Raw genomic sequence first — 23,072 nt, 5'->3', positions numbered from 1 at the left:
CTTTTTAGTATCGAAGTAAAAGGAGCATAAAATGAAATTTGAAAAAGGGCAATGAAGTAGCTTGGAATAAATCATTTTATCTGCACCGAAGTTTATATGACCTATTATTCATGCGATCTATAATGAAAAAACGATGAATTTCACTCTCAAAAAAGCCCTGAAAACGGGCTGAATAACGTAATGCTGGTTCCTACTGTTCATTAAAGTTCTGCATTTGGGTCAGGCTCAGCACTAATTGGTTCGAATCCAATCAGGTTTGTATGCTACGTTGTTGCTTCTCTGGTTATCCATTCTGTCATGAGTTAGATTGCATTACACTTCCTAATGAAATTACCATAGAGGAGGGGATGCCTATGACTAACAAGAATGTTTACATAAAACGATAAAGAAATCCCTTACGCTGGCCTAAGTGAAGATCCACCTGGAATTCACATTTTATAGAATAGCGTGCTTTCGTTACTGTAGATATTGATCATAGTTATTTGCAATGAATAATTGTAGGTAATCTGTGAAATTTACTTCTGTCAATTCTTTGGAATGAGTCCATTCAAAGCAACGAATATTCTCGAGAAATGAATAAAACTTATCATCTTTTACAAGATCAATAACCAATTGGTTTTTACTTCTGATTGTGTTCGAAGAACTGTTTGGTTTGTTAATAATGACCGTTCTCATTATTCCCAAGAGTAGATCAGTTAACTCGATACCGATTTCCTGGCCTTTTGGAACTAGCTGGCTTTCTTCGATGATAAATTGTTCTCCGCGATAAATGGATTGTATATTCAGTTGTTCTTTCATGATTTCGTTTAGTTTAAATCCTTCATATTCACTAGACTTCTCGACTTTAATGTCAGCTTCAATAAATAGGTTTTTCCCGTATCTTCTCAACAAACCATATATGATCCGTTCAGGGAACTTAGTATAAATCATTTGTTCAGACATAAATGATCCAAAACCTTTTTTTTCAATAAGGGAGTAGTCATAGTTAATTACAGTAAATTTAATTAATTTGCTGTGTGTTGTAATCAGCGAAATAGCCTCTTTTATGTTTTCTCGTGTAGTAGCATGACCTGAATAATCTTTCCAGTGCAAATTGAGTTCACGATCACGTAGTTTTTGTGATATTTTAGAAAAATAGTCAGTATTGTAAAGAACGGAGGGGATAGACATTCCGCCCATCAAAGTGGGTTTATCTTTTCGTTTACCACTTTCATCAAAGAAAATATTTAGTTTTTCTGTTTTTATTTCTTCTGCCATCTTTGCTTAACCTCACTTATGTTTGACAATAGTATGCTTTTTGTTTATTATATGATTACAACGTAATCATCTCATCCGCGGATGCGAAGATACGTATATAGATTTGCAAGTAGTTCGGTCCCAGTGGCCGCGTGAAAGCATTCGTAACAACAACTACCGATTAGGTGGTTTTTTTGTTTTACAGGCCTTTTTCGACACCCCTTGGACAAACTTTTGCTTTATTTGATTATACTCTTTTTTGATTAATATGTAAGGAAACAAATTTAAAAGTTTTTCGGCGAACCTTGGTATTAAATCTACGGTTCTTTTTGTAACTGGATTTAAGGAGGCATATATCACAACTCGTCATCTTCTCTATACAGAAGATGACGAGTTGTGCTAAAATAGGTATAGCAAACCCTGATTCTACCGTTTGCTAAGCACGAAAAAACTCGTCATCTTCTATAGTGGCGAAATGAAGGAGTCATAAAATGTCTACCATGTTCGGATTATTTAGAGATCAACTACGTCAGTCCGGCGTATCCGAGCGAACCATATCAAATTACATGTCTACTTGGAATAAGTTCGAAAAGTGGATGAAGGAAACTGACCCGGATCTGTATGATGCTGGGACGGCCACGCAAAAAGATATTGCCGATTATAAACGGTATATGCTTCTGTCAGGAGGAAGAGGAGGACAGCCAGCCAAGCCAAGTACCATGCAGCTCACATTTGTGCATTTAAATGCGATTTTCCGTTTCTTTGCGGAACAGGGACTCATCCAAGATAATCCGGTGGGTCCAATCAAAAAACCGCCGGCAGCAAGACGGTCGCCAAAGTGGCTGAGCCGTAATGAACAAAATGCACTACTCAGGGAAGTGCGAGGGCAAAGTAATAAACGGGATTATGCGATTGTGCTACTCATGCTTCGGGCTGGTCTTCGGGTTCATGAACTTTGTGATCTTCTGAAAAATGAGGTGACAATGAGTTTGAGGTCCGGCAGCGTGTATGTTCGAGGAAAAGGCGATAAGGACCGGGAAGTACCGCTGAATAGTGAGGTTCGTTCTGCACTGCAGAGTTATTTTGATGAGCGAGATGATACCAGTCCGTATGTTTTTGTTTCACAGAGATCGAAGCAATTATCTGTTCGTGGTGTACAGCATATGATCGAGAATTATAGAAATCGAACGAGGATTGAACATCTAACGTGTCATGCACTAAGGCATACCTTTGGTCATGATTTAATTAGTGCTGGGAATGATCTGCAGCAAGTGGCTATGTTAATGGGACATTTTAAAGAAGATGGAACACCGAATATTCAGATGACGATGATTTACACGACTCCGGGGATGGAAGATTTAACGTCGGCCGTAGAGTCGATTAGTTGGATTTGAAATGGGAAAGGAATTGAACGAACAATTAATGTGATATTTTATAAAGAGGTAATCTGCCCTGATGGAAAAAATGACTGCTGAACAGATATTAAGAGCAATGGAAGAAATGGATAACGGGGAAAGAATCAAGCTGTTGAAGGTTTTGGCTGTGAAACACTTTGGATTCAGACAACCAACACTAGAAGAGATAAAGAAGCTAAATTATGAAGCGATGTATGGAGACGATGAGGGTTATTGAGGGGAAAGGAGAAATGTGATAACTTCTCCTTTTCCCTTGTTAAAAATGTAGCTATAAGGTAGTTTATCGACCTTTAAACGTAAAATCTAAATGGACAGTTAATTTCAGGATATATAAGAATAGGAGAATATATGAATGATACTAAGCCAAATACAAAAGAAAACAATTCAATCGCTTATTGCAGGAGAGAGTTATACGATCGGTGGAGTTACCATTGGTGAAAGCAAGCGTTATGAAGTAACAAGAGTTAGTGATGTTGAATATAAGGTTGGAGTTTATGACCTTATGATTTGTTTAGATGTTGAATATGTCAAAAGTCCAAAAGAGGTCATTCGGTTTATTGAAACGAATTGAATATTAAGTTGTATAGAAAGGATGGCGAATGATTTTGGATAGAGGAAGTATCAAGGAAATAGCTACGGCTTATCAAATAGCTACTCTTACATATCCAAGCTTCGAAGTTATAGAGCTATTGAAGCCAATTCCGTTTGAACGAGTACTTGAACTGCTTTTAATTATGCGTCAATCACCGCGTCCAGTTAAATCTCCACTGAACTTTCTTAAGAGAGCTATCCAAGAAAATTGGAGTCCTGAAACAATGCCTGAAAAAGTGAATCGCCATATGGAATATCTTGAAGAAAACATTTATGTACGGCAAGGTTACTCTATTGATGAAGCTAGAGAATTAGTACAGAAAAAAAAGCGATAGGACTGATTATTCTAATTAAAAATAGGTTTATGTCAGCTGAGACAAGAGATAAAAAACTTGGTGTAATTTTACGTCATGGTAAAACAAGAAAATCGGAAAATATAAAAAAGGATGATGGAAAATGGAGGAATATTCACTAAATGAAGAGACATTAAAATTCATCTTAAACTTTGAAGTAAGTATGGTTGACGGTGCTGTTTTTACAAATGTTGAATTAGTAGAAAAGTTCAAGCAATCTACCTTTTATCATCAAGAATTTGAAACGTTTTTTCCCACAGCTATTAGTAAAGCGATATGGTTTGCAATTAAACGAAGTGGTAATTGGGATATGAAGAGAGGAGTTTATCAATATCAAAAACGAGAGGATTTATCATCCAACAATTACATTACTGTTCCAGTAGTTGAAGCTAATATTAACATTCCTGTTTTAAATAAAGGGACTTCTTCCTCGGCATTTAACAGAAAAGAATATATACGACATTTAAGCAAGAACTTGTTTGAGGTTCTGATATTAAAAAGAAGAATTCCGGATGACTTTTTACGGAAATATCATCTTAGCTCAAAAGGAATTGGTGATGATCTTTATTTTCTAACGGAAAGCTATTTTAGGCAAAAGGGATTATATAAGGGGAAACATAGTATGTCCGATTATATTACCCCTAACGCTCAGAAAGCCATTAAATCTGGATATGTTGCAAAGAACTTGATTTATGAGCATATGATACCGAAAAATCTTTATATAAAGCAGATTTCAGAAATTACTTTAGCTGGAGAACTAACAGAGTCATTTATCTATGACCTTTTAATTAAGTATTATTTTGTTTGTACCGTTACAAAAGAAGAAGATGAGCGATTGCCTTCTATTAAAATGGATGATGACTGGGATGAAGTAAATCCGTTTTACCGTTATGAAAAGGCAGGAATTCATTTTATTCCTAATAGAAGGGAAAATACGCAGTGAATAAAAAGCGTTTAAAGATTGTTTCGAAAGAGGCTGTGCAGACTTTAGAATTAGATGGATGCGTTACATAGAAGGAAGAGCTAACATATCCAGATCATCTTAATTTGGAGCTAAGTGATTATGTAAACTGGTATAACAATTATCTAATTCTTAGGACATTGGGCTACGTGAGTCCAGTAAACTACAAAATTCTTTGAAAATGTTGTCTGATTTAGTTTTGACAATCCAACTACTTGATGTCCCTATTTAGTTGGAAAATGTTTGCGAGTTATACGAAGCAAGACGTAAGCAATTACTGAATGTTTTGTTAAGTTTATCCCTAGCCCAAATTTGAAGATTTAACTTCCCCGCTGGTCCTGTTATGGATTGGTGAGGGATTTTTTTGTTTTCTATTCTTATTTTCATTCTCGAATCTTTTATCTACTGTTTAACTAGATGCTCTAATTTGTGAAAAAGACATAAGGGAAATATCCAGACTCGTTATATCCGAGATGCTGAATGTAGTCATGACACGAAGTTACATCAGCGCTCACTAATATATCTTTCCACTTTAAACTAAATGATGGAAATGATAAAATGGTGAGCATAAGCTAAAAAATATGGATAGCAAGCATTGGAAGTGTAGCCACACTTCCGGGATTACGCTTGTTAGGGGAATCCCCTAATACCCGTCAAATTTAGGGATATGCCCTAAAACCCTTGGAAAGAAGAAGGTGAACAGTGTTGGCAAAAAAGAGATACCGAGATAAAGAAGTGAAGTTCTTTGTTACAGAAAATGAACTAGAGATGATCGATCAAAAGGCTGCGCTTGTTGAATTGGATCGGAGTAAATATCTAAGGAAAATGGCAATTGAGGGGATTATCATCAAGCGTGATTTTACTCAAGTTGAAGAATTAGTTTATGAGATAAATAAAATCGGTAATAACATTAATCAGGTTGCTCGTCGTGCAAATGAACTGGAACATGTTTCGAGTGATGATCTTAAATATTTACGAAAACAGCTTAATTCGATTTACACTCAGATCGAGAATTTTTACGATGGGGGCTGATATCTATTGCCTTACGTTAAGCAGATTACAATTCGAAATACTTTAAATCGTTCCCTTAAATATATTGTGAACGACAGTAAGACTGATTACGGTTGCTTTGTTACAGGCGTAAATTGTGCCACGCACGATAAGCTTGCTTATAAACAGATGATAGAGAATAAGAGAAAACACAATAAAGAGAAGGGAACATTAGGATTCCATTTCATACAGTCTTTTAAAGAAAATGAAATTGACGATCCATATAAAGCCCATGAAATTGGGCTGAAGTGGGCTGATAAAATGTTCGGGAATAAGTACCAGTTCATCATAAGTACTCATTTGGATAAAGGACATTATCATAATCACGTTATTATTAATTCAGTATCTTTAGACGGAAAGAAGTTTAATGCTTGTAAGCAAAGCCTAAAAGATGCAAGAGATTATTCAGATGAGATCGCTAGAGAATACAATCTAAGTGTCATTCCTTACAACAAGGACTCTGTTCCAAAATCGTATAAGGAGTGGAATGAAGAAAAACGGGGGAATTCATGGAAAGCGCACATAAAAAATGATATCAATACCGTTATAAAGTCATCTAATTCCTTCAATGATTTTATGGAGAAGATGAGGCAACTTGGATATACGATGAAGCACGGACATGTAAAATACATGACATTTAAGGCTCCAGGAATGGAACGATCGGTACGTGGAAAGACATTAGGACCGGAGTTTATAGAAGAACGAATTAAAGAGCGGATTCAGTTTAATGAATTTAATTTTGAAGAATCGAAGCGAAATTATAAGTATCGCTTCGTTGGAAACCGAAGCCAACTTATTGATGCTGCAAGACAATACCGTTATAAACGTGGATCATTGGCTATTAACTTTATGCTTACTATCGCACTTTTGCGTACTATTCGGAATCGTAATAGTACTCAACCAATACGAAAAAATTCAAAGCGTGATTTTAGCATTGATCTTCAAATTTCGAAATTGACAAATCATCTAAAATATATATCTGAACACGATTACAAAAATCGAGAAGACTTGAAACGAGCTGCGGAATCAGCTAGTAAGCAAATTGAGGATATCACCTTGGTTCTGAGAGATGCTTCAGAATTGAGTCGGAAAATGGATATCGTTCTACAAACAATTGAAACCTATAACAAATACAAGCCAATTTCTGAGGAAGTGAAAGACTCTACCATTAAAAGAATGTTATTAAAAAGTAAATACTCTGTTGAATTAGAAACATTCGATAAAGCCGCAAAGCAATTAGGGAAGCTAAGCATTACGGAACAGGATTTCGGTTCTTATTCAGAACGGTACGTTAATCATGGAAAGAAAATGGAGCAGCTTAAATTAAAGTTAGATTCGATAAAAAATGAAATTTCCACACTTACTGAAATTGAAAAGTCGCTGGATCAACGGAATAATTTGCTTCAGGAGATCAGATCAATTAAAGAAAAATCAGAGCGAAAGGAAGAGCATGATCGTTAAATTCCATAGTTTTTCTTCCGCTTAGTGCAAATTTATTGGAAAAGCATTGGAACTTTTGTCGTATTAGACCTAGATTATGTATGGCTCATTAATTGTATATATGGACTCATTAAGTCTCTAACAATCGATGTTACAATATTTGTGACTTAATAGTTCATTTCTAACTGCGGAGGGTGCTTGATTGATAAAACATATTATATTTGATTTTGATGGAACGTTGGTTGAGTCCAGAACGCTTACAGTTGATTTGTTTAATGAGCTTTCAGACAAATACGGATATCAAAGAATGGAATATGAAGAAATAGAGATGTTTTCTAAACTATCTATAATGGAACGAGTTCAAAAATTACACGTTCCTATTTTTAAATTTCCTATGCTTGTTAGAGAGATGAAGCAGCTTTATAAGAGCTATGTTATTGAATTAGGTTTGGTTGAAGGGATTTATGATCTTTTATATAAACTCAAAGACCAGGATTATCAGTTAGGAATTTTATCATCTAATAATGAGGACAATATAACTCATTTTTTAAATTTAAATGATATTCAGATCTTTGATTATGTTTATACTGGAAGCAATCTTTTTGGCAAGGACAAGGCAATAAAAAAGCTAATGAACCATTATAAGCTTCCGAGTAAACAGATTTTATACGTGGGAGATGAATGGCGGGATGTAGAGGCTTGTCAAAAAATCGATATTTCATTTATTGGTGTAGGTTGGGGATTTGATTCAATTGAGTTGCTAGCCAAGGGTAAGCATAAGGCTATCGTGAATAGACCTCATGAGATCTATGAAGTGCTTAGCAGGGGGTAGAAAAACAGCTATGGAATACTTGTTTATTTTACTCTTTATACCTATATCGATTTTATACTATAGAAATTCTAGTGATGAAGTAACACGATGGCTTATATTTTTTATGCTTTGTGCCGCACTCGGTTCATTTTCTCGTATTATTCGGTTACATATAATGCCTGAATTAGATCCTCAACATTTTGGGACCGTTTTAATTTATGTAACTCGGTTTATCTTTTATTTTGCTTCTCACCATGTATTTCATTATTCACTGCTTATGTATGCTATGGTTTACTCATTAGGATCTTATTACAAGTATAAAAAAATGTTTGCTTATATCTTACTGACTCCTCTGATCTCCAGCCTGCTAACCTTACCTCATCATGATTATCCTAATGATCAATTTGATTTACAGCTCGAAACATTAAGCTATTTTACCTGGACTACTGTATATGATGTTATTGCCGCCATATTAATTCTTAATACATGCTTAAGTGAAAACAATAGGAGTCTTAAAGAAGCACGAATTCAAAACGCTCTAATATTAGTTCCCACTATTATTGCAATAATCCTCTTTGTAAATGTACGAAATACATTCCATCCTGATTCGTTTATCAACCAGAGCATAACCATCTTTGTTGTTTATTCTTTTATTATTTTTCTTGTTTTTGCTGTAAAAAATGGAGTATTAGGTGTAAAGATACAGATCAAAAATCACGTATTAACTAGCACAGCTAGGGTCACGGCTAATAGTACAGATATCATTAATCATACTATTAAGGACGAAATGAACAAGATCAGAATGATTATAGATCGTGCTAAGCAGCAATCAGAACACAAAGATGAAATCACTGATGAATTCTCTAAACTGTACTCAGCTACAGATCAAGTTTTAGGATTCATAGACAAGATACGCAATCAGACACAGGAAGTTGAAGTGCAGAAAGAAAACATACTTATAACTGATTTAATTAATTGGGTCTTAGAAGATCTTAGTCCGTTAATTGAAATAAAAGATATATCTATTGCAATGAAGCTTGAATTCACTGGTTTCCTTAATTGTGATCCAGTATACACTCAGGAGGTCTTAAAAAATCTTGTCACTAACTCAATTGAAGCTATAGGTGGAAAGGAAGGGAAAATAACAATCGAGTCTTGTAAAAATAAGCGAAAAACACTTATTACCGTTAAAGATAATGGCTGCGGTATTCCTACTGAGCTTCTTGAACGAGTAAAGGAACCTTTCTTCTCAACCAAAAAGAAAAAAAGTAATTATGGTTTAGGTTTGAATTTTTGTTTGATTGTGATGCAGAAACATAAAGGAAGTCTTGAAATTTTATGCAGTAAAGAGGAGCAAGGAACATCAGTAGTTCTAATATTCCCAAATAGGTGATGAGGAATGAATAAGATTAAGGTATTACTTATAGAGGATGATCCGTTCTGGCAAGAGAGTATCAAAGCATTGATAAACTTACACAAAGATATAGAACTTGTTCAAATCTTATCGACTAAAGATGAAGCTTTAACAGCAAAATTATGTGGTATAGATGTTGTTCTGCTTGATATTGGGCTAACTAGAACAGAGTTAGATGGTATTGAAGTTGCTAAGAGTTATTATGAAAAGGGATATGAGAATATCATTATGTTAACCTCATTTACTGAGCATTATATTATAGCGAAGGCATTTGAACATGGGGCGATGAACTATATAACCAAAAGTTCGTGTGCTGACATCCCACAATACATTCGAGATACCTTTCATCGAAGGATTTTCCTGCATTCAGATGTTTCAAAAATAATGATTAATCAATTTAGAAATGAACGTAAGTTGCGGGTATTAACGCCGACGGAAAGAGAGATATATGATTTAAGAGAAAGAGGAATGAATCGAGCGGAAATTGCCAATTACCTATTCAAATCCGTTGAAACGGTTAAGAAGCAAATCAAAAAAATTCAATGTAAAATCAAGCAGCAGTAGATGAAGTTTAAAAAAGCCGCCCCAAATCAATAGGAATATCCCCAATATTGAAACAGCGACAGTCATAGACGAGAAATAAAGTCTAAATTGTCGCTGTTTTTCGTTAAACTAACGTTTCTTCATTAGTTCAATACCTTGTTACTCTTTTAGATGTCACAATTAATTTAATCTGAATTACAATGTATCTCTTGTACTGGACTTTTATTATCTACTCACCTGTTTTTGCGAACGTTTCGATGCGCTGTCCAATTTCATCGCGTACACGCTGAAATACAGACCATTTTTCTTCGTCCGTTCCTTGAGCTTTTGCTGGATCATCAAATCCCCAATGTTCACGGCGAACACTTGGAGGAGTAATTGGGCACTTATCCGCTGCATCACCGCAAAGAGTGACAACAAGATCAGCAGCGTTCAAAATGGCTGGGTCAATAATATCAGAAGTTTGATTGGAGATATCAATACCCACTTCATTCATCGCTTTCACCGCATTTGGATTTAAGCCGTGTGCTTCAATTCCTGCGCTATATACATTCCACTGGTCACCAAGATATTTTTTAGCCCAACCTTCAGCCATTTGGCTGCGGCAAGAATTTCCTGTGCATAAGAAATAGATCGTTTTTTTACTCATAAATTTTTTTCTCCTTTTAGTAAGACTAAAGCTATTTTTTTATAAAATGAGAAGCCATAGATACAACCCTAGAAGCGTAATAAACAAAGTAGGAATTGTAATGATAACCCCTGTCTTAAAGTAAGTTCCCCATGGTATTTTGATGCCTTTCGTTGAAAGTACATGAAGCCACAAAAGGGTGGCTAATGAACCGATTGGGGTAATTTTAGGCCCTAAGTCAGACCCAATTACGTTTGCGTAAATTAAACCCTCTTGAATAACTCCTGTAGCGTGAGTTGCATCAATGGCAAGCGCATTAATCATCACCGTTGGCATGTTATTCATAATGGAGGAAAGAATTGCTGCAATAAATCCCATACCCATCGTTGCGATAAATAGTCCTTGCTCTGCCAAAGATCCTATCACCTCAGCTAAGAGATCTGTCATACCTGCATTTCGAAGTCCATATACAACAACGTACATTCCGATCGAAAAGAATACGATGTTCCAAGGTGCACCTTTCACCACTTCTTTCGTTTGTACGACTGAGCTCTTTCTTGCCAGCAGTAAGAAGGTAAGTGCAATGATCCCTGCAACAATAGATACCGGAATACCTACAAACTCACTTACAAAGTAGCCAATAACAAGTATAGCTAGGACATACCATGACACTCTAAACATCGCTGGGTCCTTAATTGCCTCAGATGGAGCCTTAAGCTCAGAATCATCAAACTTTTTCGGAATGCTTTTTCTGAAAAATAAGTAAAGGACTAAAATACTTGCTACTAGAGAGAAAAGATTAGGAATGATCATTCGACTAGCATACTCATTGAAGCTAATTCCAAAGAAATCAGCAGATACGATATTGACCAGGTTGCTTACAACGAGCGGAAGTGATGTTGTATCTGCTATAAAACCGCTGGCAATAATAAACGGAAACACTCTTTTTTCATCAAAATTGAGTGCACGCACCATGGCAAGCACGATAGGTGTCAAAATGAGTGCAGCACCGTCATTTGCAAAGAAGGCAGCAACGACAGCGCCAAGTACACTAATGTACACAAACATTCGGATTCCATTTCCTTTTGCTGCTCGGGCCATATGTAGTGCAGCCCATTCAAAGAACCCGATACGATCCAAAATCAGTGAAATTAAGATAATGGCCACAAATGCTAATGTCGCATTCCATACGATTTGAGTAACGTCCCAAACATCTTGGAAACTTACAACTCCAACTAACAAAGCAAGAACAGCACCACCACATGCAGACCAACCAATATTTAAGTTTTTCGGCTGCCAAATAACAAATACCAGTGTTACTAAAAAAATGAGACAAGCTAAGATTGTCAAAACCACTATAACACCTCCAAGTTGACTATCTTCTAATAAACTAAGTAGGATTTGTGCTTATCTGTAAAAAAACCAAAACGCGAAGATATAGTCTTTATCATGAGTCATGAACCGCCTCCTTTATTCAGTGATCATTATATAAGCATATACTTATATAAACAACCCACTTTTTTTATTTTTCCACGCAACAAGAAGACTTTAAATCCCGCTTATTAAGGTCTTTTAGAATTTGCTGAGCACCAGGTAAACTCTCCAGAACTGCCTGAATATACGGTTTGTCTTCGACATGAAGCGAATAATAGATCCACTGACTTCGTCTCGACTCTTTTACAAGATCCAGCGACCTTAATTTCCTAATATGCTGGCTCACCGCCGGCTGAGACATTTCAAAAATATCAACGAACTCACAAACACACCATTCCCGATCTTTTAAAAGCAGTAACATTGTAAGCCTCGTTTTATCTCCTAAAAGTTTTAAACGATCTGCTACGAGAGATAAATCAGATGCAGCTAATACCTCACTCATGATCTTCACCCCTTTCGTACGGTCAATTATTATCTTTTTGCCTCCATCATACATAACATCAATCCATTTATCAAATAATCTTGATGTATTGAAACTAAAGCCTCTCTGTGTTAGGATTTCATTAATCAAAATTATTTGATTTATAAAGGAGTTTATTCCTCATGACAACAGATGTCGCAATGTTGGCTGACTATGAGTCCAAATTTAAAGCCTTAGCTGATCAGAAGAGACTGCTCATTATGAGTGAGCTTTGCCAATATGAAGAAGTTTGCGTTTGCGATTTGGTAGAAAAAATGGATATACCTCAGTCCAAACTCTCCTATCACCTTAAGATCCTTCATGATGCCGGCTTTATACTGAAAGAAACAAGAGGTACCTGGAGTTATTATCGGATAAATGAAAGTGAAGTCAATAAGATCTTATCTCCGGAATTGTGCTGCATCTTCACAAAACCTAATACCAATCAAACGAAGTGTTAATCTAATATGCCCTATAAGGAGGATTCTTATGTATAAATCAGTTATTATTGGGACAGGACCAGCAGGATACACAGCGGCCATTTATTTGGCTCGTGCGAATATGAATCCGCTTGTTATTGAAGGACTTCAGCCTGGAGGCCAGCTAACCACGACTACCGAAATTGAAAACTTCCCAGGATTTCCTGATGGAATTATGGGACCGGAACTTATGGATAACATGCGAAAACAAGCAGAACGTTTTGGCGCTCAGTTCAAATCCGGATTCGTTAGTGAAGTGGACTTTAGCAAACGACCATTTAAAATCAAAATTGAAGGTCAAGATGAGATTGAGGCAGAATCCGTTATTATCTCCACTGGAGCGTCAGCTAGATATCTTGATATTCCTAATGAACAAGAATATGTGGGTCGAGGCGTTAGTACCTGCGCTACTTGCGACGGATTCTTTTTCCGCAATAAGAAAATCATCGTAGTAGGCGGTGGAGACTCTGCTATGGAAGAAGCTAGCTTCTTAACTCGTTTTGCTTCTGAAGTCGTACTAGTCCATCGCCGGGATGAATTAAGAGCATCTAAAATTATGCAAGACCGTGCAAAATCAAATTCAAAAATCACATTTGCTTTAAATCGAACACCGATTGAAGTACTTCCCCAAGACATGGGGATTCGAGGATTAAAGGTCCGTAATAATGAAACCGGACAAGAAGAAATAATCGAAGCTGACGGTTTATTTATAGCTATAGGGCATAATCCAAACATCTCATTTTTAGGTGAGCAGATCACTACCGACCCTCTTGGATACATTGTTGTTAATCCAGGAACGACAGAAACCAATATTCCCGGCGTGTTTGCCTGCGGTGATGTACAAGACTCCAAGTACCGTCAAGCTATTACAGCAGCAGGTTCCGGATGTATGGCTGCCATGGACTGTGAAAGGTTTTTAGAGGGTTCCTCCGTTCATGACTGGAGCGAAACACTGGATCAATAATTTTACTAAGAACTAAGCTCATCAAACTAACTTTGATGAGCTTTTGTTTTATATTAGTAGTATGAATCTAGATGGAGGTTCAAAAAATGAAAATACAAGTCCGCCCAGCGATTGAAAAAGACGCACAAGAAATTATGGAGATTTATAATTACTCCCTCGTCGTAGAGAAAAATGCAACCTTTGAAACAATCCCTAAAACGCTAGAAGATCGAATGGAGTGGATTCAATCACAAGGTGAAAGATTTCCTATCCTCGTAGCAGAACTAAATCATCAGATTATAGGCTGGGCATCCGTATCTAGTTATCGTTCTAGGGAATGTTATCAAGGCATTGGGGAGTTTTCAGTATATGTACATAAAGATTTTAGAAAACAAAATGTAGGTTACACCCTCCTACTCCAGCTATTAAACGTCTCCAAGGAAGCTGGTTACTGGAAACTACTTTCTCGTATTTTCACTTTTAATAAGGGAAGCCGAAAACTGTGCGAACGATGTGGATTCAGAGAAGTCGGTATTTATGAAAAACACGCTAAATTAGAAGATCAGTGGATTGACTGTGTTATTGTAGAGAAAATGATCCCTGAAAATTTAAATTAAGAAAGAATATAAAAAAACAAGGCTCTGCTAATATTGAGCCTTGTTTTTTGTATTAATTAGAGGATGAAGGTGTAGTCTTGCAGCAGCTATCCGAAGAAAGATCTGTATCCTTTTCATCTTTTACTTCTTCGATTTTTATGTTACAACAAGATTGCTTTTCCTCTTTTACCTCTTCAATTTTCACACTGCAGCAATCGTCGTTTTTCTTTGATTTCTTAAACAAGTTAAACATGATTAGATTCACCTCCTTTAAATAATGTAGAATAAGAATCCTGATAACGTAGCCATCGTAATAACAGAAGCTACAAAAGCAACGACCAATCGTTTATGGAAAATGGAATTTAATAATGCTACTTCTGGAATACTTGCTCCAACTGACCCTATCATCAATGCCATCACAGGAGGAAAAGCCATTCCTTTTGCGATCAGTATTTTAGATAATGGGATCATCGTTTCAATACGCACATATAATGGAATTCCAATGACAGCTGCAATTGGAACAAGCCACCACTTATCTCCTCCTAAATATGTGCTAATAAATTCTGTCGGTACCGCTTCATGAATAAATGCTCCAATTGCAGCACCAATAAGAAGATACGGATAAACGGTCTTCATAAGATTTAGCGTTTCTGTGACAGCAGCCTTAAAGCTAAATTTCATCTCACCTTCCTTATATCCAGTCATGTTCACTTTTTTTACTGCTGCTTCAAAACCGAATTTTTCTAGCAACAGTCCAACAAGGGCTGAGAAGATGGCAGTAATAATGGTGTATGTTATAGCGACTTTTATACCAAGCATCGCAGCCATCAGTGTAATAATAGTTGGATCTAATAAAGGAGATGAAAATAAGAACACCATGACAATCCCAAAACGCACTTTTTTATTTAATAGGTTCACGACTACCGGTATGGTAGAACAAGAACAAAATGGTGTAACAAAGGCAAAGACAAGGGCTGCCAATACCCCTAAAAAGGTGTTTTTTCCTGAAAGATATTTGTTGATTTTGTCGTAAGGTATAATACCTTGAAGCAAGTTAACTACAAATGATATACCTACGAAAAGCGCCAATAGTTCAAAGGCGATGATAAAAAATTCGCTAATTATTTCTTTAATCATGTCTACACTCCTATATAGTTGCAAATTGCAAGTATTTATTTGAATTGTATTACCCTAAAGGGGTAGTACAACACTTCGTGGTTTTCTCCATATTTTTGTTCAGTAATTGAATAGAATGTACAACCATCTCTTGTTCTTCTTGACTCATATTCGCGAAAACATCATCCAAATATTGATTCATTTGCCCATCTATATTTTCAGCAACTTCTTTTCCTTCTTCTGTAAGTGATAAAATAAAAATTCTTCGATCCTTTGGATCAGGTGTTTTAGAAACTAAATTTATTTTAATTAACGTTTGTACTTGTCTGCTAAAAGTAGTGATATCTGTTCCTAATGTTTCCGCCACTTGTTGCATAGAGGGCTCATGCTGACGATCAATCTCATATAAAATATGACTTTGAACAAGAGAAATATCGTGGCCACCAGCCTGACAACAGTTTTTATTTAAAAAGCCAAAACGTCGACTAAAGACTTGGAAAAGCTCTCTTAAATTTTGATCCATTATAAATCACCTCTTCCGTAATAAGCTGTTGTGAAATACTTGTAAGTTACAAATGTTAATTATAATATAAATTAATTATTTGCAGTTTGCAAGTATTTTATGTGCGGAATTTTTCAGTTGTATATTTTAAGATCATAGCGTCTAAACCATATATGTTCCTGAAGAACAAGGCTTCCTGTAAGGATAAGAAAGGGTTTGATAATTTTCCACCTACTCTTATCATCTAACATTTAATTAAGAACTTACACGTTAGTAAAAAACAGCTGATCACTTTAATCAGCTGTCTTCTCACTGAACTAATGTTTCCCATCAGTTGAACATATTATTTTATAACATTTATATGGCTTACAATTTTTTGAGCATCATATTTTACCCAACCCAATAAAGCTGAACCCCTAGAACTTTGCCAAGGGAGCCCGACATAATACAACCCTCTAATCGGAGACATGCCTGAATAATGCTTAATTTGACCATGTGAATCAAATGCTCCTTGAATGTCAATCCACTCGTCGTTCCGCTTAAAACCTGTGGCCCATATTATATTTTTCACTTCAATATCAGTTCCATCTTCAAAAATAATTATATCTCTTTTCGCATTCAATGCACGAGGATAGATCTTCACTTTTCCTTTTTTAGCTAGTTTTTTTAATTCATATCCGTATACTTGCTCGGGCTGCTTTTTCAGCCATCTTCCAAATGGACCTTGCGTGCTTGCGCGAAGAAACCCTAGTGTTTCAAAATACCAAAAAATACTTTGATTCAAGATATACAAGGGCTTGAATGAGATATTACGAGCTACCGATATGTAAACGGGTCTAGTTTCCTTTTGATCCTGAGCTATCTCTGTTGCTATTTGTGTACCAGAGTTTCCACCACCGACAACTAGTGTGTTTCCTTCTCTTAATTGGCTTGGATTAAGATATTCAGAAGAGTGCAACTGTGTAACATTTCTTGATATTAGTTTAGAAAATTTCGGGATATTTGGAACCTGGAAAGGACCAGTTGAAACAATAATGTTATGTGCCTCAATAGTACCTTCCGATGTTTCTATTTTAAAAATTTCCCCTTCTTTCCAAAGTCGCTTGGCAGGACATTTTAATTTGATCGGGAGATCGATGTTATTCGCGTAAGACTCAAGATAATCCGCTATCTCATCTTTACTAGGTAGCCCGTTCCTCTCTCCTTCCATTTCCATTCCTGGCAATTCATCATATATCCTGGGTGTAAAAAGGTGTAGAGAGTCGTAACGATGTCGCCATGAATCCCCAATTGAGTTTGCTGCTTCCACAATCAAAAATCTTAAACCGGCCTGTTTGAGATAATAACCAGTAGCCAAACCAGCTTGACCAGCACCTATTACTAATACATCGTACATTTTGTTATCCTCCCTTAACTATTTTCTAACAATCAAATGATCGTTTGATTGAATAATCATAATATGATAAGCTCATAATAATCAAACAATCATTTGATTAATGGAGGGGTACCATGAAAGATAGCTGTGAGATTTATTGTTATGACGAAACAAGAGTACGTAAAGTACAACATGCTCTACAACAACAAAACATTCAGATAATGTCAAAAATGTTTAAGGCTCTCGCAGATGAAACACGATTGAAGATTGTATTTTCTTTATGTGAAGAAGAACTTTGCGTATGTGACGTGGCAAATATTACTGGGTCCTCATTGGCTACTGCATCGCATCATCTGCGAATACTAAAGCAACTTGGTTTAGCAAAATACCGAAAAGAAGGAAAGTTAGTTTTCTATTCATTAGAAGATGATCATGTACGTCAACTAGTTCAATTAGCCTCAATGCATACAAGGAGTTGATGAGTCATGCAACAACATGAGGAAAAAATCAATGAAAAACAAGTTTACCGTGTACAGGGTTTTACTTGTACAAATTGTGCAGGTATGTTTGAGAATAATGTAAAAAATCTTCCTGGCGTATCAGATGCAAAGGTAAACTTTGGTGCAGCCAAAATAACCGTTTATGGAAATGCCACCGTGGAAGAGTTAGAAAAGGCTGGTTCATTTGAAAACTTAAAAATTTCTCCTGAAAGACAAAGAATTATTGAAAAAAAGGAACCTTTTTGGAAAGAAAACTGGAACTTAATTCTTTCTATTTTGTTTATGGCTGCTGGCTATTTTCTCGCTTCTCGCTATGGAGAAGAGGAGTTAATTCCTGCTTTAACATTTAGCGCGGCAATTATTATTGGCGGTTATAATTTATTCAAAAAGGGGATTAAGAATCTATTTCGTTTGCAGTTTGACATGAACACACTCATGACAGTAGCTATAATTGGGGCTGCTGCTATCGGTGAATGGGGCGAAGGTGCAGTCGTTGTAGTCCTCTTTGCAATAAGCGAGACTCTAGAACGCTACTCGATGCAAAAAGCACGTCAATCTATTCGATCCCTTATGAACATTGCGCCTAAAGAAGCTTTAATTCGACGTGGTTCTTCTGAAAAAATGGTGAATGTTGATGATATTCAGGTTGGAGATGTAATGATCGTTAAGCCAGGACAAAAACTGGCTATGGATGGCATTGTCATTAAAGGTACTTCGACGCTGAATCAAGCGGCAATCACGGGCGAATCGGTTCCTGTTACAAAAACTATCGATGATGAAGTATTTGCAGGTACCCTAAATGAAGAAGGCTTACTTGAAATCAGAGTTACCAAACGAGTTGAAGATACTACTATTTCTAAGATTATTCACCTTGTAGAAGAAGCACAAGCCGAACGAGCTCCTTCACAAGCGTTTGTGGACCGTTTCGCTAAGTATTACACACCTGCAATAATGGTGCTCGCCATCGGTATCGCCATCGTCCCACCACTCTTTGGTGCTGACTGGGGAGATTGGATATATCGTGGTTTATCGCTTCTTGTAGTAGGATGTCCTTGTGCTTTGGTTATTTCTACTCCTATTTCAATTGTCACCGCAATCGGCAACGCTGCAAAGAATGGTGTTCTGATCAAAGGTGGTATTCATCTGGAAGAAGCCGGACGCATTTCAGCTGTAGCTTTTGACAAAACTGGCACCTTAACAAAAGGGTTTCCAGAAGTAACAGATATCGCCGTATTTAACGGGCAGAATGAAAGTGAAGTACTTTCGATTGCTGCTTTGATTGAAAAAGGTTCACAACATCCGCTTGCATCTGCAATTGTTCGGAAAGCGGAAAAATTAGGTGCTGACCTATCGCACTCAGTTGATGACTTTCAATCCATTACAGGTAAGGGTGTAAAAGCTTCCATTGGTGGCCAGCTATACTTTATTGGAAGTCCTAAACTATTTGAGGAACTACACTCTAAATCTATAGATACGAAACGCGAGCGAATCAGCACGCTGCAGACTCAAGGGAAAACTGTTATGGTACTAGGCACACAACAAGAAGTAATTGCCTTGATTGCAGTGGCCGACGCGGTACGCGATTCCAGTAAATCGGTTATTGAAGAACTGCATTCTATCGGGGTTAAAAAGACAGTTATGCTTACTGGAGATAACCAAGCAACGGCTAATGCAATTGGAAGCCAGTTGGGCGTAGCCGAAGTCAAAGCAGAGTTGTTACCCCAAGACAAGCTAAATTACATTAAGAAACTTCGGGAAAGCTATTCACACGTAGCAATGGTTGGTGACGGAGTAAATGATGCACCTGCACTTGCCGCTTCTACTGTAGGTATTGCCATGGGCGGCGCAGGTACGGATACTGCACTTGAGACAGCCGATATTGCATTAATGGCTGACGACTTGAGAAAACTCCCCTACACAATTCGTTTAAGCAAGAAAACTCTTGCGATTATCAAACAAAACGTAGCGTTTTCCTTAGGAATTAAGTTGTTAGCATTAGTGCTTATTGTACCTGGATGGCTAACTCTATGGCTTGCAATTCTTGCGGATATGGGAGCAACTTTGATCGTGACTCTAAACAGTTTAAGACTTTTAAAAGTGAAAAAAGAAGATAAGTAGACAAAGAACTGAACTGAACCCTATAAAGTAGACAGTTTTAAAAAAAGGATACGTTCGTATTTAAGCGGCAATGAGATGACTTCGGTATGCTGCCGGAGTCATCCTTTTTAATGTCCATTGCTTTCTTGTGTTGTTATAGTGATCCATGTAATCATCAATCATTTGTTTTAATTCTCCTATATTGGTTGCCTGTTTATAAGGAACTTCGTCTTTCATATGTCCAAAGAAAGATTCCATTGGTGCGTTATCTAAGCAGTTCCCTTTTCGTGACATGGATTGTAGGAATCCCATTCTCTTCACTTGAGACTGGTACTCTGGATGGGTGTAGTGAAATCCTTGATCGGAATGAATCATCGCTTCTGGATGCAATCGATTCCGAGTAAAATCTTCTAACTTCCTTAATGTTCGATAGACAATCTCCATTCGTAAACTCGCTGAGAGTTCATAAGCGACAATTTCTCGTGTCGCCACATCTTTCACACAAGATAAATAAGCCGTTTTGCCACCACCAATTTGTAGGTAGGTGATGTCCGTCAAGAAGACTTTCCCAGGTTCCTTCTGATTAAACTGACGGTTCAAATGGTTTGGTACCTGACGGTGAGCTTCCGTGGCTTTGGTCAATGTTCGGTAAGGGTTCGCTCTTCGTACTTTCGCGAAGAAGTGAAACTTGCGCATTAAACGCAAGATTTTCTTGTGATTCATAGGCTGACCAGCTTTTTCGGCGACTTCCATATACAAACCACGATAGCCGATTTTTCCGTTGAACTGATCATAAATCTCTTTTAGAAAGACGTAATCCTGATAATCAGATTCCTCACGGAGGGCTTGTTTTCCGCTACTTCGAAGCCATTTATAATAGCCGCTCGGACTCACTTTAGCTACTTCACATAAGTAACGGACCATATTCTTCAATTGATACAGCCGAATCGTCTCATTGATGACTTGGTATTTCTCTCGGGCTGTTAACGACGATTCTTCTTCGCCTGCCTTTCCAACTCGTCTAGCTTTTTTAGTAGGGTCAATTCTGCCTCTAACAGACGAATTCGTGCTTCCGCTTGAGCTAATTTCTTCTCAGCAGAGGCATTTTCTTTCTTAGGGCGTCCCTTACTCGCTTTTCCTCGGCGTTCCTCTAAAAAACCATTTTCTCCATAGGTATGGAAGGTTCTACGCCAACGAGCTAAGGCGCTTTGTGCTTTCTTTATACCAATCACCTTCAAATCGAAGCCAGCTTCTGTGAAGATTTCTACGGGTCCTTTACCAGATTGGTTTTGTTTAACCGCCTGTAGTTTGAAGTCAGGGGTATATTGAATCGTGCGGTCGGTCACGATTTTAACGTTTGGATTGGCTTCTAGTTGTCTCTGTTGATGTTCATTAAAGATAATCTTACTCATAAAAAATACTCCGTTCTAAAATTGTAATGTTAGTATAACGGGACTTTTCTAGAAAGAGAATAGAAAAACCCCGAATCGAGTCCACTTTTTTTTAAAGTGTCTACCATTCGGGGTTCAGTTCAAACATTTGAAAGAGTTGTTTTTTTGTAATTAAAGTATTAACCTGCCAAAAATCAGCCGATTGTTAGCGGCTGATTTTTTTAAAACTATTATTTTCCGGTAATTCAATAAAAAATAGATCAGTTTTTGCTATCCTTGATCAAGGTGAACAAGATTTTGAACTGAATGTTACGAAACCAAGGTTTTGAGTAATTCATTCGTTTATCTTTCTTTGTATGCTACAATTTACCTTAAAAAAAGGGGAGCACCATTTTGATTACAAGAGAAAATTTAGAGAACAAACAGATATGGATATACGCTGTAACGTTAATTGTAGGTGGACTAACAGGGGTCTATCTTCCTCAATTTGGTTCTTCACTTGAAGTTGCGATTTCTCCATTCATTGCTATACTGTTATACACTATGTTTGCACAAATTCCTTTTCTTGAATTAAAAAAATCATTGTCAAATGTTAAATTCATAATAGGATTATTGGTGTCAAACTTTATTGTCGTTCCGATCATTGTATGGATTTTAACTATGATATTCCCTCAATCACCTTATGTACTTCTAGGAATTCACTTAGTTTTATTGACTCCTTGTATTGATTACGTGATTGTATTTACTAAGCTTGGACGTGGAAATGAAAAACTTATGCTTGCAGCTACACCGATACTTTTTGTGTTACAAATGATATTACTTCCATTTTATCTATGGTTGTTTATGGGTGAAGATACAGCACAGATCGTAAAGGTTGAACCTTTCCTAGAAGCATTCTTGTTTCTAATTGCACTTCCACTCCTACTTGCAATATTAACTCAAGTATGGGCTAAACGAGGATTGAAAGGAAAAGGTGTTCTTCAGTTCACTACATGGCTTCCGGTGCCTTTCATGGCTTTAGTACTGCTGGTAGTAGTTGCTTCTCAGATAGAAAACGTGGTTAGTGACTTTCAATTGATCTTAGCAGTAGTACCAATTTATCTCTTGTTTCATATCTTTATGCCTATTTTTTCAAAGATGGTAACGAAACTATTTAAACTAGATGTTGGTGCAAGCCGAGCTGTTGTGTTCAGTTCAAGTACAAGAAATTCTTTGGTAGTCTTACCATTGGCTTTATCATTACCCAACGAGTACGCCGTAATAACTGCTGCGGTTATAGTAACCCAAACTATAGTGGAATTAGTTATGGAGTTATTCTATATAAAAATTATTCCATCATTTGTGATAAAGGAAAAGCAACCGGTCTTATGATCGGTTGCTTTTTTTCTTGAACTAACGTTTCTACGTTAGCTTCATACGTTCAATTAAAGGAAGATTTATGACCAGTTCATTCCCAAAAAACCTACCAAAACATATACAAAAGCTATCAGCAGTAGCCAATATAAGATATTAAACGGATTGTCCCTAAGGTTTAGTAGGGCTCTTATCCACTTCAGAGGAGCTCTCATAAATTAAACCTCCTACTTTCTTGCTTTCTTGGCTACAGAAATCGTAAATCGGTTTTAAAAATATATACTCCATTATTGAACTAACGTTTTACCGTTAGAATTCCTGTAAAACGAAAAATTTGGAGTTTGAATAAAAAAGAGCGCCTCTGTACGATGGGAGTACGCAACG

The 23,072-nt window shown here is 36.8% G+C and carries 26 protein-coding genes; 17 read left to right on the top strand and 9 right to left on the bottom strand.

From position 1 onward, the window contains the following. Positions 1 to 456: 456 nt before the first annotated feature. Positions 457 to 1,257: a DUF3800 domain-containing protein gene (locus H9647_RS23850; RefSeq protein WP_191804736.1), complete on the bottom strand. Its 801-nt coding sequence runs from the start codon at positions 1,255 to 1,257 to the stop codon at positions 457 to 459. Between the two features lie 470 nt (positions 1,258 to 1,727). On the opposite strand from H9647_RS23850, the gene H9647_RS23845 reads away from it, so the two are divergent. The 11 genes from H9647_RS23845 (at position 1,728) to H9647_RS23795 (ending at position 9,835) form a co-directional block, all read left to right on the top strand. Further along, entirely contained in the window at positions 1,728 to 2,630 is a 903-nt protein-coding gene (locus tag H9647_RS23845; protein WP_191804734.1) for a tyrosine-type recombinase/integrase, read from the top strand. Positions 2,631 to 2,691: 61 nt separating this feature from the next. Next, a complete protein-coding gene (locus H9647_RS23840; protein WP_191804732.1) occupies positions 2,692 to 2,868 on the top strand; it encodes a hypothetical protein in 177 nt (58 codons plus the stop codon). 135 nt (positions 2,869 to 3,003) lie between these two features. Then, positions 3,004 to 3,222, top strand: a complete 219-nt coding sequence (locus tag H9647_RS23835) for a hypothetical protein (RefSeq protein WP_191804730.1) — start codon at positions 3,004 to 3,006, stop codon at positions 3,220 to 3,222. Between the two features lie 34 nt (positions 3,223 to 3,256). Continuing rightward, entirely contained in the window at positions 3,257 to 3,577 is a 321-nt protein-coding gene (locus H9647_RS23830; protein ID WP_191804728.1) for a hypothetical protein, read from the top strand. Positions 3,578 to 3,698: 121 nt separating this feature from the next. Next, a complete protein-coding gene (locus H9647_RS23825; RefSeq protein ID WP_191804726.1) occupies positions 3,699 to 4,538 on the top strand; it encodes a hypothetical protein in 840 nt (279 codons plus the stop codon). Between the two features lie 104 nt (positions 4,539 to 4,642). Then, a complete protein-coding gene (locus H9647_RS26350) occupies positions 4,643 to 4,735 on the top strand; it encodes an IS3 family transposase (RefSeq protein WP_191804724.1) in 93 nt (30 codons plus the stop codon). Between the two features lie 526 nt (positions 4,736 to 5,261). Next, complete coding sequence (locus tag H9647_RS23815; RefSeq protein ID WP_191804722.1) at positions 5,262 to 5,588, top strand: plasmid mobilization protein; 327 nt, start codon at positions 5,262 to 5,264, stop codon at positions 5,586 to 5,588. 6 nt (positions 5,589 to 5,594) lie between these two features. Further along, positions 5,595 to 7,067, top strand: coding sequence for a relaxase/mobilization nuclease domain-containing protein (locus H9647_RS23810; protein ID WP_191804720.1), 1,473 nt, complete (start codon positions 5,595 to 5,597; stop codon positions 7,065 to 7,067). 181 nt (positions 7,068 to 7,248) lie between these two features. Further along, the gene (locus H9647_RS23805; protein WP_191804718.1) at positions 7,249 to 7,878 is read left to right on the top strand and encodes an HAD-IA family hydrolase; all 630 of its coding nucleotides are present in this window, start codon (positions 7,249 to 7,251) and stop codon (positions 7,876 to 7,878) included. Beyond that, positions 7,856 to 9,250, top strand: a complete 1,395-nt coding sequence (locus H9647_RS23800; protein WP_191804717.1) for a sensor histidine kinase — start codon at positions 7,856 to 7,858, stop codon at positions 9,248 to 9,250. The genes H9647_RS23805 and H9647_RS23800 overlap by 23 nt, the downstream gene beginning before the upstream one ends. A 6-nt stretch (positions 9,251 to 9,256) precedes the next feature. Beyond that, positions 9,257 to 9,835 carry a response regulator transcription factor gene (locus H9647_RS23795; protein WP_191804715.1) on the top strand — a complete coding sequence of 193 codons (579 nt, stop codon included), beginning with the start codon at positions 9,257 to 9,259 and terminating at the stop codon, positions 9,833 to 9,835. Positions 9,836 to 10,043: 208 nt separating this feature from the next. On the opposite strand, the gene arsC is transcribed toward H9647_RS23795, so the two are convergent. The 3 genes from arsC to H9647_RS23780 all read right to left on the bottom strand — a co-directional run bounded on the left by arsC (position 10,044) and on the right by H9647_RS23780 (position 12,318). Continuing rightward, positions 10,044 to 10,463 (bottom strand): arsenate reductase (thioredoxin), encoded by a 420-nt coding sequence (gene arsC / locus H9647_RS23790; protein ID WP_160036991.1) that lies wholly within the window; start codon positions 10,461 to 10,463, stop codon positions 10,044 to 10,046. 39 nt (positions 10,464 to 10,502) lie between these two features. After that, positions 10,503 to 11,792, bottom strand: coding sequence for an arsenic transporter (locus H9647_RS23785; protein WP_160036993.1), 1,290 nt, complete (start codon positions 11,790 to 11,792; stop codon positions 10,503 to 10,505). 172 nt (positions 11,793 to 11,964) lie between these two features. Next, the gene (locus tag H9647_RS23780; RefSeq protein WP_191804713.1) at positions 11,965 to 12,318 is read right to left on the bottom strand and encodes an ArsR/SmtB family transcription factor; all 354 of its coding nucleotides are present in this window, start codon (positions 12,316 to 12,318) and stop codon (positions 11,965 to 11,967) included. A 161-nt stretch (positions 12,319 to 12,479) separates the two neighbouring features. Between H9647_RS23780 and H9647_RS23775 the strand changes: the two genes are divergently transcribed. The 3 genes from H9647_RS23775 to H9647_RS23765 all read left to right on the top strand — a co-directional run bounded on the left by H9647_RS23775 (position 12,480) and on the right by H9647_RS23765 (position 14,375). After that, positions 12,480 to 12,797, top strand: coding sequence for an ArsR/SmtB family transcription factor (locus H9647_RS23775; RefSeq protein WP_374705808.1), 318 nt, complete (start codon positions 12,480 to 12,482; stop codon positions 12,795 to 12,797). Between the two features lie 28 nt (positions 12,798 to 12,825). Next, positions 12,826 to 13,779 (top strand): thioredoxin-disulfide reductase, encoded by a 954-nt coding sequence (gene trxB / locus H9647_RS23770; RefSeq protein ID WP_160037150.1) that lies wholly within the window; start codon positions 12,826 to 12,828, stop codon positions 13,777 to 13,779. Positions 13,780 to 13,865: 86 nt separating this feature from the next. Beyond that, positions 13,866 to 14,375, top strand: coding sequence for an arsinothricin resistance N-acetyltransferase ArsN1 family A (locus H9647_RS23765; protein WP_201450771.1), 510 nt, complete (start codon positions 13,866 to 13,868; stop codon positions 14,373 to 14,375). A gap of 52 nt (positions 14,376 to 14,427) precedes the next feature. On the opposite strand, the gene H9647_RS23760 is transcribed toward H9647_RS23765, so the two are convergent. From H9647_RS23760 to H9647_RS23745, 4 genes are all read right to left on the bottom strand, one after another. After that, entirely contained in the window at positions 14,428 to 14,607 is a 180-nt protein-coding gene (locus H9647_RS23760; protein WP_160037148.1) for a hypothetical protein, read from the bottom strand. A gap of 17 nt (positions 14,608 to 14,624) precedes the next feature. Then, on the bottom strand, positions 14,625 to 15,491 hold the full coding sequence (locus tag H9647_RS23755) for a permease (RefSeq protein WP_191804712.1): 867 nt from the start codon (positions 15,489 to 15,491) through the stop codon (positions 14,625 to 14,627). Between the two features lie 49 nt (positions 15,492 to 15,540). Continuing rightward, positions 15,541 to 15,993: a MarR family winged helix-turn-helix transcriptional regulator gene (locus H9647_RS23750; RefSeq protein WP_160037146.1), complete on the bottom strand. Its 453-nt coding sequence runs from the start codon at positions 15,991 to 15,993 to the stop codon at positions 15,541 to 15,543. 322 nt (positions 15,994 to 16,315) lie between these two features. Then, a complete protein-coding gene (locus H9647_RS23745) occupies positions 16,316 to 17,368 on the bottom strand; it encodes a flavin-containing monooxygenase (protein WP_160037145.1) in 1,053 nt (350 codons plus the stop codon). Between the two features lie 113 nt (positions 17,369 to 17,481). On the opposite strand from H9647_RS23745, the gene H9647_RS23740 reads away from it, so the two are divergent. After that, positions 17,482 to 17,826 (top strand): ArsR/SmtB family transcription factor, encoded by a 345-nt coding sequence (locus tag H9647_RS23740; RefSeq protein ID WP_160037144.1) that lies wholly within the window; start codon positions 17,482 to 17,484, stop codon positions 17,824 to 17,826. A 6-nt stretch (positions 17,827 to 17,832) separates the two neighbouring features. After that, positions 17,833 to 19,965 (top strand): heavy metal translocating P-type ATPase, encoded by a 2,133-nt coding sequence (locus tag H9647_RS23735; protein ID WP_160037143.1) that lies wholly within the window; start codon positions 17,833 to 17,835, stop codon positions 19,963 to 19,965. 60 nt (positions 19,966 to 20,025) lie between these two features. Here H9647_RS23735 and H9647_RS23730 read toward each other — a convergent pair. Next, positions 20,026 to 21,356 (bottom strand): IS3 family transposase gene (locus tag H9647_RS23730; RefSeq protein ID WP_160037142.1). Its coding sequence is split into 2 segments (ribosomal slippage): positions 20,026 to 20,978 and positions 20,978 to 21,356, totalling 1,332 coding nucleotides; the frame shifts between segments, so codons are not numbered across the junction. Between the two features lie 369 nt (positions 21,357 to 21,725). Here H9647_RS23730 and H9647_RS23725 point away from each other — a divergent pair. After that, positions 21,726 to 22,706: an arsenic resistance protein gene (locus tag H9647_RS23725; protein ID WP_160037152.1), complete on the top strand. Its 981-nt coding sequence runs from the start codon at positions 21,726 to 21,728 to the stop codon at positions 22,704 to 22,706. Positions 22,707 to 23,072 lie beyond the last annotated feature (366 nt).

It is taken from the genome of Paenibacillus gallinarum (genome assembly GCF_014836635.1).
GTDB classification, from domain to species: Bacteria; Bacillota; Bacilli; order Paenibacillales; family Paenibacillaceae; genus Paenibacillus; species Paenibacillus gallinarum.
Note: the sequence above shows the minus strand (reverse complement) of the source record. Positions and strands in the feature narration are given on the sequence as shown.